Genomic DNA, 15,790 nt, shown 5'->3' with positions numbered 1-15,790 from the left:
GATGAATTGGCATTTATAGGAAAATAAAAAACATTGTTCAAATAGGTTCGACATTCTCATACATTCCCGCGACAGATAAATTCAACGCTAAATAATAGAATTTTCCCATCAAACACTTTGGGAATGACGCATGAATAACTATAGAAAAACGTTACTGGCACTGCCTTTGATTATTTTAGCTGGGTGTAACTCAAGTTCTAACTCAGGTTCAAGTTCTGGTAACACAGCGACTAAAGCACAAGTGAAACCTAAGGCGGATTACGTATTTTCGTCAGTGAAATTAGGCAAGTTGTATCAAGAACGAGAAGAGCTTCAAGAGTCGATGAAGCTGACCTATGACGGTGTGCAGTATGACAAAATTCAATTTGCTGAAGACATCAGTGAGAAGCAAAAAGTAGTTAGGCTTGCGAGCCGTTTAGGTCAAAGTGTTGACCTGTATTTTCCTGATGCAGGGTTTGATAGCTGCGGTATCTACACAGAGAGCAAGGGTTTGGACGTGTTTGATTGCAGCGCGGCGCTACGCTCTGTTTCTAATGAGACAACGTTAATCCAAACAAAAACGAACAGTGCAAAAGCCGTTGAGCTTGAGTACCAAAACGAGTTGTCGCAATACGTGACGAGCTTGGGTTCGACAATTCTGAGTAACACTAAAAATGGTAATAAGGTCACCATCACCACTTCATTTGCTTTCAATGCCTTTTACCGAGATGTGCTCAAAGAAACTGGCGCTGTTGAGCGAATTCAATCGACTCTAGGTGCATCCACCTATTCTCAGCTTTTTGATATCGTAAAGTTGTACCCGGGAAGTGAGATGACGTTGAAATTCACCAATCATATCGGTGGCAGCGCTGATGACGAGATCAACATGTACACCGGACGCATGATCCACCACAACAAGATGACCACAATCGTCACTGCTACGGGGTCGGTGTTCTCGGGAGGCACGGATCTGTTCGCTGCGGGTAACCCACGGGTTTTGCAACGAGCAGATACCTCCAAAGCTATTGAGCTTAATAAACAGGTTGGTGTGCACAGTTGGGCTGAGGATGATAAAACAGCCAAAGACTTCCCATACAAGAACGAAAGCCATCGCAAGCAAGCGACCTACTTTAAAAAGGTCATGGGAGATACAGGAATCGACTTCTATATATTCACTTTAGATTCTGCTCCGGCTTCTGGTGAACACTGGGTGACTAAGGCCGACTCAGATAAATACGATTTCATTACACGTATTGAGTAGCTTAGGCTCGTAATAACATAAGAAACGACTTGATAAGGTTGGTGATGACGTTGTTGTCACCAACCTTTTTTGTTCATTTTTTGATTCGTTACCTGTGTTGATTGTGGATTTCCTTGTCTTACATTTCAGTATAAAAATTCCTTGATACTTCCTTTTCACTCCCTCCCCAAAAAGTTTCTACACGGACTCTCACTGATTGATTTTTGAACTTTCCAAGCAAAAACATTTGACCATTAACTATCACACCTCAAATCTTTAATTGTTTTCGTTAGTGCTCTAAATGATAGTTAATTTATTGTTTTATAATGATTTTTGTTGTTTTAAATGCTGTATTGTTACGATTTTGTTTTAAATAATCATTTGAACCCTAACTAAATTTCTGTCATTTTATATTTAACTGAACGTTCAATATAAAATAAAAGGACTGAGAAATGCCGAAGGTTGGGATGCCTGATATACGTAAACCACAGCTTGTTCAAGCCACCATGACGGTGATTGATCGAGTGGGTTTGCATGCCGCGAGTATTGCGTTGATCAGCAAAGAAGCGGGAGTCTCCACTGGTATTATTAATCACTATTTTGGTGGAAAACATGGGCTGCTCGAAGAGACCATGCGTGAAATCCTTCGCCAACTTTCTAATACCATCACGACTTCACTAAAAGTGCTTCCTGTTGATGCTCACCAACAGAGAATTAACGCGATCATCGATGGTAATTTCGAAGGTTACCAAGCAGAAAATAAGGTCGCGAAGGCGTGGTTGGCATTTTGGTCATATTCAATGCATGACGAGCAGTTGAAAAGACTGCAGCGTGTGAATGAAAAACGTTTGATTTCACACTTACGTCTTGAGTTGAAAGGTATTTTGAATCATGAACAAGCGGATCTTGTTGCTCACGGGATTGCGTCTCTGATTGATGGTTTATGGCTGAGAGGCACATTAAACCCAGATGGTATCGATGCTCAGAAGGCTCGCGCCATCATCAACGATTACCTTGATAAACAACTGACGTTCTACTCGTGCAGTACCAAATAGAACGCAGTGTTAGAACTAGAACAGCACTAGAACGACCAATACTTACACCCAAAATTCAAACTAGACCAGTAGAGTCTAATTACAATAATTAAGTCAGAATCTCAAATGGAAATGAACTCGTTATACATCGATGGCGCAGCGGTTAAAGCAACCTCTGGTGAAACCTTTGATAGCATTAACCCTGCCAACGGTGAACCTATCGCGACGTTAGGCCAAGCATCTTCAGCAGATGTCGACAGCGCTATTGAATCTGCGAAGCGCGGATTTGTGGTATGGTCAGCAATGACAGCGGTAGAGCGCAGTCGTATTCTTTTGAAGGCCGTTGAAATCCTTAGGGCTCGAAATGATGACCTTGCAAACCTTGAGGTTGTTGATACGGGCAAGCCGCTGCAAGAAGCAATTGAAGTGGATGTGGCGTCTGGCGCTGATGTTATTGAATACTTTGCTGGCTTGGCTCCAACGCTACAAGGCGACCAACAGCCGCTGAGTGAATCTCAATTTTTCTACACTCGCCGCGAACCGCTAGGCATCTGTGCGGGCATTGGCGCGTGGAACTACCCTATCCAAATCGCGATGTGGAAATCGGCTCCGGCATTGGCCGCGGGTAACGCGATGATTTTCAAACCTTCAGAAGAAACGCCGCTCACAGCGCTCAAGCTTGCTGAGATATTTACCGAAGCAGGTCTTCCTGATGGCGTGTTCAACGTGGTTCAGGGCGATTACCGTGTTGGTCAGATGCTAACGGCGCACCCAGATATCGCGAAAGTGTCGTTCACGGGCGAAACCGGTACCGGTAAAGCGGTAATGTCGGATAGCGCTAAGACGCTGAAATCAGTCACCATGGAACTTGGCGGCAAGTCACCAATGATCGTGTTTGATGATGCGAAATTGGATGATGCAGTGTCAGCTTCGATGGTCGCAAACTTCTACACTCAAGGCGAAGTGTGTACTAACGGTACCCGTGTTTATGTACACGAAAACATCTACAACGCATTCATCGATCAACTTAAGACGCGCACTGAGAAGCTGATCATTGGTAACCCAATGGATATGGAGACTCAGATCGGCGCGTTGATTTCTAAAGAACACCTTTCAAAAGTCCTTGAAGCCATTGAGCTAGCAAAACAGTCGGGTGCAACCCTGTTGACGGGCGGCTATCAAGTGACAGACAACGGCCTCGAAAACGGCAACTTTGTTATCCCAACCGTGTTTGTGGATTGCGAAGACAACATGCCTCACGTTCAGCAAGAGATCTTCGGCCCTGTGATGTCAGTGTTGAAGTTTACGGACGAAGACGATGTGATTCGCCGCGCTAACGACACCAAATATGGCCTTGCGGCTGGTGTGTTCACGCAAAACCTTTCTCGTGCGCACCGTGTTATTCATCAAATGCAGGCAGGTATTTGTTGGGTGAACACGTGGGGCGACTCACCCGCAGAAATGCCTGTTGGTGGTTACAAGCTTTCAGGTATTGGCCGTGAAAATGGACCAGAAACCCTACTTCATTATACGCAGACTAAGAGCATTCTTATTGAACTTGGCGATTACGCCAGCCCTTATGCCTAACGCGTAACACTCAATTTTATGGGTTAGCTTAATAGAGCTAGCCCTACTGACTCATCTCAGGGAAATCAAAATATGGAACAACGCTACGATTATATTATCGTCGGCGCGGGTTCGGCCGGCTGTGTGTTAGCGGATAGGCTAACGGAAAGCGGTGAACATAGCGTTTTATTACTGGAAGCTGGTGGTACGGATAAGAGTATTTTTATCCAGATGCCAACCGCACTTTCTTACCCAATGAATACTGAAAAGTACGCTTGGCAATTTGAAACAGAGCAAGAACCGGGTCTTGATGGACGCGAACTGCACTGCCCACGGGGCAAAGTGTTAGGCGGCAGCTCATCAATTAACGGCATGGTTTATGTTCGTGGCCACGCGTGTGATTTTGACCAATGGGAAGAAGAGGGCGCAGTGGGTTGGAATTACCAAGCTTGTTTGCCTTACTTCCGCCGTGCTGAATCATGGAACAAAGGCGGTGATGAATACCGTGGCGACAATGGCCCTGTCGGCACTTGTAATGGTAACGATATGGAGCTCAACCCGCTTTACCAAGCATTTATCGATGCAGGTAAAGATGCCGGTTACCCAGAAACCAACGATTACAACGGCTACCAGCAAGAAGGCTTCGGCACTATGCATATGACGGTAGACAAGGGTGTTAGAGCCTCAACCTCTAACGCTTATCTACGTCGAGCATTGAAGCGTTCAAACCTGACCTTGAAGAAAGGTATCGTGGCGCGTCGTTTCCTACTTGAAGCACAAGACTCAAATGGTCAATCGGGCTTGAAAGCGGTTGGTGTCGAGTTTGAAAAGTCAGGCAATACCCAGGTGGCTGTGGCGAACAAAGAAGTGATCTCTTCAGCGGGTTCTATCGGTTCCGTTCAACTGCTTCAGCTTTCTGGTATCGGCCCGAAAGCCGTGCTTGAAAAGGCCGGCGTTGAGCTTAAACACGAACTAAGCGGTGTCGGTGAGAACCTTCAAGACCACCTAGAAGTGTACTTTCAATATCACTGCAACGAACCTATCACGCTCAACAGTAAGCTTGGCTTGGTCAGCAAGGGCATGATTGGCGCCGAGTGGATTCTGACTCGCAAAGGCCTTGGTGCCACTAACCACTTTGAATCGTGCGCGTTTATTCGTTCTCGCAAAGGGTTGAAGTGGCCAAACATTCAATATCACTTCCTGCCAGCAGCGATGCGTTACGACGGACAAGCGGCCTTTGATGGTCATGGTTTTCAAGTACACGTTGGGCCTAATAAGCCAGAGAGTCGCGGTACGGTTGCGATCACTTCTGCTGACCCGCATGCCAAGCCAGAGATCATTTTCAACTACATCTCGACTGAGCAAGACCGCCAAGATTGGCGCGATTGTATTCGTTTGACGCGTGAGATTTTGTCGCAACCTGCGATGGATGTGTACCGAGGCGAGGAGATTCAGCCGGGTCTAAGTGTGACTTCTGATGAAGCAATCGACGAATGGGTTAAGCAGAACGTGGAAAGTGCGTATCACCCTTCATGTGGCTGCAAAATGGGCGCTGATGATGATCCAATGGCAGTGCTTGATGAAGAGTGTCGCGTTCGCGGTATTGATAATCTGCGCGTTGTCGATTCGTCGGTTTTCCCTGTTATTCCAAACGGCAACCTTAACGCCCCGACCATTATGGTGGCTGAGCGTGCTTCCGATTTGATTTTGGGTAAGCCAATGCTCAAAGAGCAGGACGTTCCAGTGTGGATTGCACCTGAATGGCAAGACAAGCAAAGAATCAATAAACCAGTAAGAGAAGCGTAAGCCTCTGTTATTGATATAAAAATAATAAAAAGTAACAACCAAAATTAGTCAAAAGTCAGCAAAACTGCCCTGATTAGTATGAGTTAGGGCAGAAAAAGGAAAGATAAAAAGGAATCATTATGACGACTCAACATAAACAAACCGCTACAAAAAAGGTATTAGCAACATTAGCCATCAGTTCATTTGCATTTGGTGCTAACGCTTCTATTGAACCACAGCAATGTGAAAACGTCCGCTTCGCTGATGTAGGCTGGACTGACATTACCGCAACAACCGCCGTTACTTCTGAACTATTAAAAGGCCTTGGTTACAAAACCAAAACCGACCTACTTTCAGTACCGGTGACATACTCTTCAATGGCGAACGGCGATATTGACGTATTCCTAGGCAACTGGATGCCAACCATGGAAGGCGATATTGCTAAGTACCGTGAAGAGGGCACGGTTGAAACCGTTCGTGCCAACCTTGAAGGCGCAAAATACACGCTAGCCGTACCAAAATACGTGTACGACTCAGGTGTAAAAAGCTTCGCCGACCTAGCAAAACATGCCGACAAATTTAAAGACCGCATCTATGGCATCGAGCCGGGTAACGACGGTAACCGCCTAATACAATCAATGATTGATTCAGACGCGTTTGGCTTGAAAGATTTCAGCCTAGTGGAATCAAGCGAAGCGGGTATGGTGTCTCAAGTATCACGCGCAGCACGCCGTAGCCAATGGATTGTTTACCTTGGTTGGGCTCCGCACCCGATGAACAGCAATGTTGAGATGGAATACCTTTCAGGCGGTGACGACTTCTTCGGCCCTAACTACGGTGGCGCGAATGTTTACACTAACGTTCGTTCAAACTACCTGTCTGAGTGTGCAAACGTCGGTCAACTTCTACAAAACCTAGAATTCACTCTAGAGATGGAAAACCAGTTGATGGAAGAGATTCTTAACCAAAAAGTGAAGCCAGAAAAAGCGGCTCAACAATGGTTGAACAACAACCCTCAACAAGTTGAAGCTTGGCTAGACAACGTAAAAACGCATAAAGGTGAATCAGCGACTCAAGCCGTTACTGAATACCTAAAGCAAGTTAAAGCTTAGTTCTACCTATCTCAACAGCTACATAAATAATAAAGGTGGGCTTGCCAATTTAGCGATTGGTTTGAAGTAGCCCACCCATAATAAAAGGCAATATTGTGAATTTTATTACGGAAAACAAAATCCCTGTCGGACAATGGATGGAAGCGGGTGTTGATTGGCTAACAATCAATGCAGCAGGATTCTTTGACGCTATTTCGATTTTTCTAGAAACCGTCATTATGTTTTTAGTCGATGTATTTAAGTGGATGCCGCCTGCTCTGCCAATCGTGATTACCGCTGCGATTGCATGGTACTTACACCGTAAACCTTCGTTAGTGATCTTTGTGGTCGCGGCACTGCTGACTATTCTTAACCTCGGCTACTGGCAAGAAATGCTGGAAACCTTTGTTCTCGTCTTTGCGGCGACAACGATTTCCGTATTAATTGGCGTACCGGTTGGCATCATGGCTGCTCACCGTCCTTGGCTCTATACGATGTTGCGCCCAATTCTCGATTTAATGCAGACCGTTCCGACGTTTGTGTATTTGATTCCAACTCTGGTTCTATTCGGCTTGGGCATCGTGCCTGGCTTAATCTCGACCATTATTTTCGCGATAGCTGCACCGATTCGTTTGACTTATTTAGGGGTAACGAAAGTCCCTGAAGAGCTGATTGAAGCGGGTAAAGCCTTTGGTGCAAGTCGCATGAAGTTACTGCTCAAAGTTGAATTACCAGCCGCTCTACCAAGCATCATGGCGGGTGTCACCCAATGTATTATGTTGTCGCTTTCGATGGTGGTTATCGCCGCTCTTGTTGGTGCTGACGGACTTGGTAAACCGGTTGTTCGTGCATTGAACACAGTGAACATCTCACAAGGTTTTGAAGCCGGACTGGCGATTGTATTAGTCGCTATCATTCTTGATCGCTTGTGCAAAACACCCAATCAGAAGGAGGCTTAATCATGTCTAGCTCTCAGGAAAAAAAGACAATGGACGCGATTACCATTAAAAACCTTGATGTTGTTTTTGGTGATAAGTCGAAGCAAGCGCTCGAGCTACTCGACCAAGGGAAAACTCGTCAAGAGATCATTGATGAAACTGGTCAAGTCGTGGGCGTAGATAATGTATCTCTCACGGTTGAAGAAGGTGAGATCTGCGTGCTGATGGGCTTATCGGGCTCGGGTAAATCTTCATTACTTCGTGCTGTGAATGGTTTGAATGAGATCAGCCGTGGTTCATTGGCAATCAAAGATGGCGATAAGCTGGTGGATTTGGGTGAGCAGTGCGATGAAGCGACACTGCGTCATTTACGCACACACCGCGTTTCTATGGTGTTCCAAAAATTTGCCTTAATGCCTTGGTTAAACGTGTTAGATAACGTGGCGTTTGGTCTTGAAATGCAAGGTGTCGCCAAAGATGTTCGTCGTGCTAAAGCGCGTGAACAACTTGAAATGGTGGGTTTGGCAGAGTGGGAAACCAAGTATCCGCATGAACTCTCTGGCGGTATGCAGCAACGTGTCGGCTTGGCACGAGCGTTTGCCATGGATACTGACATTCTATTGATGGATGAACCGTTCTCGGCGCTTGACCCATTGATTCGTGCTCAACTGCAAGATGAACTGATCACGCTGCAAAACAAACTCAACAAAACGATTCTGTTCGTGAGTCACGACCTAGATGAAGCACTGAAGATTGGTAACAACATCGCGATCATGGAGTCAGGCAAACTGATCCAACACGGTAAGCCGGAAGAGATCGTACTCACACCGAAAACGGAATACGTGAAGGACTTTGTTGCTCATACTAACCCATTGAATGTACTTAAAGGCCGTTCTTTGATGCAGCCTCTTGACTCACTGACTCAAGAGAATGAAAGCTGGAAGATCTGCGATTCTAAAGATCTCTGGATTGAACAGAGTGAAGGTGCTTTATCGGTAAAAGGTGAACCGACGTTGGCACTTGTTGAGTGGAGTGAGTCTGACGACTTAACGGCTATCAACGCATCGAGTGTCGTAGTGGCAAGCCCTGAAATTGGTATGCGTGATGCGATTAAGCTCAAGCAGATCAGTAACCATCCGATTTTGCTGGTTGAAGACAATCAATTGGTTGGGATCTTGGATAACAGCGAGTTCTACAACGCGCTGACCGGTAATTTTCAACTAAACAGTGCTGCTTAATCTTTTGAACTAAAATAGTCAGATGTCGAAACATTAAATAGGTAGTGAGGCCATCACAATATCTTTACCTATTTGACTGCTCTACTTTTTTATTTGTTAACGACTTCTGGCTTTTTGTTACCTTGTTAGCCGATATAAGAGCGAAAATCGTGACTCATTGAGCAAAAGTGTTGCCCTGCGCAAATTCAGAGGCATAGAAAAGATTGAGAATAGTATGAACATCAGTACAATGCGGAAAAATTAATGACGTAATTTATCAATTTACAGTGTAATTCGAGCGGTCCTGACTCCGATTTCATGAGAGCTCTTCGCTTCGACGCTGTAAAATCACTCACAGTATATTAGTACAAAGGTCTGCATCTTGGACAAACATGACGAAATCCTGGTCGCTATTCGACAAATTATTCGCGCTATCGATTTACACTCGAAAAAGCTGAGTAAAGAGTATGGTTTGACTGGCCCTCAATTAATCTTAATGAGAGCAATCCAAGAAATGGGTAATGTGACGATCAAAGAATTGTCTAATCACACCAATGTAAGCCAAGCCACCACAACCACGATCATCGATCGCCTAGAGTTGAATGGCTACGTACAACGTATCCGTAGTGTTGCTGACCGCCGTAAAGTGCATGCGAACTTGACGGAAAAAGGCCAAGAGCTGCTAAACAATGCGCCACCGCCGCTGCAAGATAACTTCGTTAAAAAATTCCAAAACCTAGAGCCGTGGGAGCAAAGCTTACTGCTTTCTTCAATGCAGCGAGTATCATCAATGATGAATGCAGAAGACATCGACGCCGCTCCAGTACTTCAACTTGAAGGCATTGCAAACGTAGCCAAGAGCTAATGTAATTTTTAAATTGTTTATTTAGAACAAAAACTTAAGTAACTATTAAATGGTCGCACTAAGCGGCCATTTTTGATCCTGCCATTTAAAATCTCTATTTGCCCTGCGTGTTAGTTACGCCTTCTTATTTTAAATTCCCCTGACTTTTTGCCCCGTTTGTAGCCGCCTCATTGGATTGTAATCAAAACTCCATTGACGATTCTCTGACAATAAAACACTAGACCGACCGGTCTGTTTTGTATTATTGTGTGCTCATCTTAACCACGAGGTGATGTATGAAACACGAATTGACGCCAACACAAATGACCATGACGTTGAACAGCATGCAGGGAGCTTTTGCACAGAAACCGATGCCAGCGATATCGGAGAGGATTGAGCATCTGCTCGCACTTAAATCTGCGCTAATCGATTACACAGATCGTTTGTGTGTAGCTGTGAGTGAGGACTATGGTCACCGCAGCCGACAAGATACTTTGATGGCTGACATATTGCCTTGTATCGGAAATATTGATCACAGCATTGAATGTTTGCCTCATTGGTCGACATCTTCAATTCGTCATTCCGGCCCATTGCTTTCAACCTCTCGTGTTGAAGTGGTTTATCAACCCAAAGGCGTCGTCGGGATTATTGCCCCGTGGAATTTCCCGATCATGTTATCCGTCGGCCCGCTTATTTCGGCTCTGGCTTCAGGCAATCGCGCCATGATCAAGATGAGCGAATTTACCCCAGCGACGAACCAAGTATTAACAGCGCTATTGGCGGAAGTTTTCCATGCCGATGAGGTGTGCTTGGTTGAAGGTGAGGTAGAAATCGCAGCCGCATTTTCGGCGTTGCCGTTTGATCATCTTCTGTTTACAGGGTCAACCCAAGTGGGTCGCCAAGTGATGAAGTCAGCGGCTGATACGCTAACCCCAGTCACGCTAGAGCTGGGTGGAAAGTCGCCGGTTATCGTTGCAGAAGACATGCCGATGGATATTGCGGTAGAGCGAATCATTTATGGTAAAAGCCTAAACAACGGCCAAGTGTGTGTCGCTCCAGATTACGTGCTACTCCCTGAAGATAAGCTCGAAGCCTTCATTCTGGAGTACAAAAAACAATACCAACAGCTGTTTGATGAAGGGATCTACTCTGAGAGTTTAACCTCGCTCATTAACCCTCGCCAATGTGATCGTATTGCTGGTTTATTGAATGAAGAGCAGGAAGCAGGGACACGAATCGTTGCTTGCCATGATGAAGCGATGGACCTAGATACTCATCGCTTGGTGACACATTTGATCGTTGAACCAAGCCTGTCATCCAAGGTGATGAACGAAGAAATTTTCGGCCCATTATTGCCCTTGATTACGTATCGCAATGTCGAAGAGGCGTTCCAAGTCATCAATAGCAAACCAAGGCCGTTAGCACTCTACCTAATGAGCTTTGATTTGAGCTTACAGGCTCAGGTTAAGCACCAAGTTCACTCCGGTGGCATGTGTATCAATGACTGTGTTTTTCATTTAGCGGTTGATGACGCGCCGTTTGGTGGCATTGGCGAATCAGGGCAGGGCAATTATCACGGCAAAGAAGGGTTTATCACCTTCTCTCACGCTAAAACAGTATTGGAAACCGGCTTAGATCATCGCGTTAAGCATCTGTTTTCAAAAGAAGACAACGAATTAAAGACGGCTGTGATGAACATGCTAGGCAAGTAAATCGCACCTGACATTCCGCTATTCATTTTAGAAATTATTTAAGAGGTTACTTATGTTAGAACGTTTTTTTGAAAGAACCATGAAGTCTTATTTGATGATTACGGGATTGTTGACTGCGACTGCTTTTTCTACCTTTCTGGCACCGGATTGGAGTATGCAGACGCTGTTCTCCTACAACGAGGCGATGATGGAAAACAAAGAGTACCTGTTGGGTACTTATCAGCACTGGGGGGTGATGGTTGGTTGTATTGGCGTGCTTTTGATGTTCTCTGCCAAGTACAAGTCACTACGTACTTCGACCATGATTTACAGCGCGTTTGAGAAGTCGATGTTTGTTGGCATCTTCTTATACAACGTTTGTATTAATGACTATGAGTGGTTTTACGGTTGGAGTGGTGTGTTTGCGCTTGACGCGTTTGTAACCATCTACTCTTTGGTTTATCTCTACTATTACCTCAATCGAGATAAAACCAAGGTGCCCGCTCACTTGCGTTAACCTCGGTTGTTTAACTCATTGAATCAAATATTCCTAAGCCCGCATTTGCGGGTTTTTTTGTATGTGCGAAATGATCTTCAAGGATCTTAATTGACATATCTTTGACATTTACACCCTAGACCGACCGGTTTGTATTGGTTATTGTTTAGTCATCAACTAGAAATGAGGTAACCACCATGACAGCCAATAATTTTAATTTTCAACTGAAAACCATTGTTCACGCTCAGGAGAACGGCATCGAAAATATTCCGTCTCTGTTTGCTCGATTGGGTGCGAAGCGAGTCGTGCTTTTTTCTGATAAGGGCTTGGAATCGTTGGGCTTTGTTGAGCAATTCTCGGCACTGTTTGTTAATCCGGAAGCTAGCCAAGATGCTGCGCAACTCGTCGGCGTATATACCGACATTGCTCCGGATGCGACGTGCGACAACATTAACTCTGCAATTGAGTTTGCGAATAACTTGAATGCAGACGCTATTTTGTCAGTCGGTGGCGGTAGTGTGATTGATGCTTCGAAAGGCGTGAAATACGCACTTCATAAACAGATTGATGATATCCGCACTGTGATTGCCGGCGGTGGCTTTATGGAAGTGTGGCCAAATAACGAAGACATTCGAGTGCCCCACATTGCGGTGCCAACAACAGCAGGCACGGGCGCAGAAGCTTCTCCGATTGCTGTTTTTTACAACGAGCATGAAAACATTAAGGCAAGTTTGGTGGCGTCTGGTTTAGAAGCTGACATTGCGATTCTTGATCCGACTGTTACCACCAAACTACCAGCTCATCTGACTCGCTCAACAGCAATGGATGCATTAACGCACGCCGTTGAGGCCATTGTTTCTCCAATGAGCAATGCCTTTACCGATGCTTACGGCATTCAAGCTGCAAAACTGATTGTTGAAAATTTACCCGTGGCACTTGAGGAGCCTGAAAACCTAACGGCACGCGGCAATCTTCTTCAAGCGAGCACGATGGCGATCTCTGCGTTCTACTCTTCACTGGGCGGTATCCCAATCCACAACTGTGCTCATGCATTTGGTGCGATTAGCCATATCTCGCATGGCGATGCCAACACGGTATTGATGCCGGTTGTGATTGAAGCTCTGCCGGAATTCTATATGCCAAACGCATTCAAATTAGCTCAAGCGTTCTCGCTAGAGAGCACTGGAACGGATGAGATGATTTACCAACGAGTTTTGGATTTCTTACACAACTTCCAAACCCAAGTTGGTGCGATGAAGCGTTTCAGTAGCTGGGAATTTGATGACCAAGAGAAGCGCAATATTGCTCAAGCGATTGAGAAAGATATCTGCTTCCAGTTCTACCCAATCTCAAAACAAACGATTGAACAGATTATTGAAAAATCAATTTAGTGTCTGATTAAGCATCCAAAAACTCACTGTAAATCGAGGACAAATTATGAAGATTGAAAACGTATTGCTATCGAGCTTGTGCATCATCGCGCCATTCCTACTTTTCACCTAATTCACTCGACAGGGACGTTGTGACCTTTATTCCTGAGGAGGAAATAAATGTTCAATAAACGTTTAACTACCGTGACTTTGACTGGTGTTTTGGCTGTTCTGCTTTTTGCCAAGGCAAGCGTTGGAAGTGAAAGCTCCGCGGCTTTGTCTGAACAGCACCGAGATGTTGTTCAGGTGTTGGATGAAGCCTATGGAGGACAGCCTGAAGCACAACTTGCTCTCGCTTATCGGTATTTGAGTGGTGATGGTGTTGAGCAGAATGACGAGAAAGCGGCGGAATGGTTTGAAACTGCAGCCAGTGCCGGTAGCCCTGAAGCTCAAACACAGCTTGGCCTAATGTACTTCTCTGGAAGTGGCGTTGAGGTTAGCCAAGCGGAAGCTGTCACCTGGATAGGTCTGGCAGCCGCTCAAGATTATGACCCTGCGCTCGACTTATTACATTGGATGTCCCAAGCCGCGCACTAATTAAGATTCTAACCAAAGTTAGTCACAGAAAAGGTTAATCACAGAAAAAGCTCATCACAGAAAATTTAACTACAGCTATCGGAGACATCTTATGCAGACATTCAAGAAATCCCTACTATTCACCGCGATGGCCGCAGCAAGTAGTGCCGCCTTCGCCGCCGAATCAGACAAGCCGAACATCGTTGTTATTGTCGGTGATGATGTTGGCTTTGCTGATACCCAGCCTTATGGTTCAGAAGTCGAAACACCGAACTTAATGGCGTTGGCTGAAGAGGGGGTTAAATTCACCAACTTTCATGCATCACCGACCTCATCAGTCACTCGCTCAATGATGTTAACTGGAGCGAACAGCCACGAGGTTGGGCTAGGTACCTTTGATTATGCTGTCTATCCGGACGCGATTGGTAAGCCGGGCTATGAAGGTTACCTGACCAAGAAAGGCGTAACAATAGCTACGTTGCTCAAAGAAAATGGCTACAACACGTATTTATCGGGTAAATGGCATTTAGGTCATGATGATGGGTTCCTGCCCGATGACCGCGGCTTTTCGGAAAGTTATGGCATTTTAGCGGGCGGTTCTAATCACTTTAACCGCGACATGATGTTCCCAGCCAAAAATGCAGCGACAGCCGATGCGCTGCAAAAAGGTGACATTCCCGGTGTTGAAGTTGAGCCTACCTACAGAAACGGTGAAGTGGTTGAGGACAAATACCAAGGCGAGTACTCCGACCAAGTTTACACCAACGAACTCATCAAGATGATCGATGGCAAGAAAGACGACGGTAAGCCTTTCTTCGCTTATCTTCCTTTCACTGCCATACATCTTCCTCTGCAAGCTCCAGAATCAGCGTATCAAGATAAAGTCGACTACTACGTCGAGCATGGTTGGGATTCGATTCGTGAAGACCGCTTTGAACGCATGAAGGAGATGGGCGTCATTCCTAAAGATGCGGATATCTCAAGTCGTAATGCATTAAGTCGTCCTTGGGACTCTTTGTCTGAGAAAGAACAAGAGTGGTATGGCAAGAAGATGGCGGTGGCGATGGGCATGATGGAGATGCAAGATCAACAAGTCGGTCAGGTTGTTGATTACCTAAAAGATATTGGGGAATACGACAATACCTACATCATGTATCTGGCAGACAACGGCCCTGAAGCGACCGATATCACCGGTGAAAACACCAGTGATCTGATTCGAACATGGACGGCGCATAATTTCGACAACTCGACGGAAAACCTAGGCAAAGCAAACTCCAGCGTTTCATTGGGCCCAGAGTGGGCAAGTGCATCAACCGGTGGTTTGTCTTGGTATAAAGCTTACACGGCTGAGGGCGGTATTCGTGTGCCGTTTATCGTTAAGCCTGCAAAAGCCGTCTTAGAGGGGGAGCAAGCATTAGAGCCTGGTACTCAAACTGATGATTTGTCACAAGTAAAAGACATCGCAGCCACCATTCTTGAAATCGCCGACGTAGAGCATCCAGGCACTAAGTATCAAGGCCGAGAAATAGCACCGATGAGTGGTGTGAGCTTGTTGCCTTACTTTAAGGGCGAAACTACAGAGGTTCACAATGCGGATAATGCGATTCCATTTGAATTGTTCGGTAGTGGCATTTTGCTCAAAGGGGATTACAAGATCATCCGAATTTCTACAGGCATGGGCGGTGACAGTGAATGGCACCTGTACAACACCAAACAGGATCCGGCTGAGCAGCATGACTTAAGAAACCAGATGCCAGACTTATTCCTAGAGATGGTTGCTGAGTATCAAGAGTACGAAAAAGCGCATAACATTGTGCCAGTTGATGAAGCGTGGAACCCGTTTGAGAACGTGAAATAGAGGAAATGAATCAGTTGGCCAGCTTAGCGCGGTAAAGCTGAGTTGGCCGCTAGATACCGTGTAAAGGAACTACGGACTGTTTTAGCCAATACAAAAACTTTTACA

At 45.5% G+C, this 15,790-nt stretch carries 13 protein-coding genes; all 13 read left to right on the top strand.

All coding sequences use genetic code 11. The features are described from left to right. Positions 1-130 precede the first annotated feature (130 nt). The 13 genes from A142_RS00365 to A142_RS00305 all read left to right on the top strand — a co-directional run bounded on the left by A142_RS00365 (position 131) and on the right by A142_RS00305 (position 15,685). Entirely contained in the window at positions 131-1,240 is a 1,110-nt protein-coding gene (locus tag A142_RS00365; protein ID WP_019824539.1) for a hypothetical protein, read from the top strand. A gap of 431 nt (positions 1,241-1,671) precedes the next feature. Continuing rightward, positions 1,672-2,274 carry a transcriptional regulator BetI gene (betI, locus tag A142_RS00360; RefSeq protein WP_019824538.1) on the top strand — a complete coding sequence of 201 codons (603 nt, stop codon included), beginning with the start codon at positions 1,672-1,674 and terminating at the stop codon, positions 2,272-2,274. 105 nt (positions 2,275-2,379) lie between these two features. After that, positions 2,380-3,840: a betaine-aldehyde dehydrogenase gene (gene betB / locus A142_RS00355; RefSeq protein WP_019824537.1), complete on the top strand. Its 1,461-nt coding sequence runs from the start codon at positions 2,380-2,382 to the stop codon at positions 3,838-3,840. 72 nt (positions 3,841-3,912) lie between these two features. Next, positions 3,913-5,625 (top strand): choline dehydrogenase, encoded by a 1,713-nt coding sequence (betA, locus tag A142_RS00350; RefSeq protein WP_019824536.1) that lies wholly within the window; start codon positions 3,913-3,915, stop codon positions 5,623-5,625. 119 nt (positions 5,626-5,744) lie between these two features. Next, complete coding sequence (locus tag A142_RS00345) at positions 5,745-6,716, top strand: choline ABC transporter substrate-binding protein (RefSeq protein ID WP_017070132.1); 972 nt, start codon at positions 5,745-5,747, stop codon at positions 6,714-6,716. Positions 6,717-6,811: 95 nt separating this feature from the next. Continuing rightward, complete coding sequence (gene choW, locus A142_RS00340; RefSeq protein WP_019824535.1) at positions 6,812-7,654, top strand: choline ABC transporter permease subunit; 843 nt, start codon at positions 6,812-6,814, stop codon at positions 7,652-7,654. Between the two features lie 2 nt (positions 7,655-7,656). After that, positions 7,657-8,871 (top strand): choline ABC transporter ATP-binding protein, encoded by a 1,215-nt coding sequence (gene choV, locus A142_RS00335; RefSeq protein WP_019824534.1) that lies wholly within the window; start codon positions 7,657-7,659, stop codon positions 8,869-8,871. A 361-nt stretch (positions 8,872-9,232) separates the two neighbouring features. Beyond that, entirely contained in the window at positions 9,233-9,715 is a 483-nt protein-coding gene (locus A142_RS00330) for a MarR family winged helix-turn-helix transcriptional regulator (RefSeq protein ID WP_017632044.1), read from the top strand. A 275-nt stretch (positions 9,716-9,990) separates the two neighbouring features. Then, entirely contained in the window at positions 9,991-11,406 is a 1,416-nt protein-coding gene (locus A142_RS00325) for a coniferyl aldehyde dehydrogenase (protein ID WP_019824533.1), read from the top strand. A gap of 52 nt (positions 11,407-11,458) precedes the next feature. After that, positions 11,459-11,902, top strand: a complete 444-nt coding sequence (locus A142_RS00320) for a hypothetical protein (protein WP_019824532.1) — start codon at positions 11,459-11,461, stop codon at positions 11,900-11,902. A 176-nt stretch (positions 11,903-12,078) separates the two neighbouring features. After that, on the top strand, positions 12,079-13,272 hold the full coding sequence (locus tag A142_RS00315; RefSeq protein WP_019824531.1) for an iron-containing alcohol dehydrogenase: 1,194 nt from the start codon (positions 12,079-12,081) through the stop codon (positions 13,270-13,272). 159 nt (positions 13,273-13,431) lie between these two features. Further along, positions 13,432-13,848, top strand: coding sequence for a tetratricopeptide repeat protein (locus A142_RS00310; RefSeq protein ID WP_019824530.1), 417 nt, complete (start codon positions 13,432-13,434; stop codon positions 13,846-13,848). Between the two features lie 91 nt (positions 13,849-13,939). Further along, positions 13,940-15,685, top strand: a complete 1,746-nt coding sequence (locus A142_RS00305) for an arylsulfatase (protein WP_019824529.1) — start codon at positions 13,940-13,942, stop codon at positions 15,683-15,685. The last annotated feature ends 105 nt before the right edge of the window (positions 15,686-15,790 follow it).

This window comes from Vibrio splendidus 12E03 (assembly GCF_000272105.2).
Taxonomy (GTDB): domain Bacteria; phylum Pseudomonadota; class Gammaproteobacteria; order Enterobacterales; family Vibrionaceae; genus Vibrio; species Vibrio splendidus_I.
This window is presented reverse-complemented; position numbering and strand designations above follow the sequence as displayed.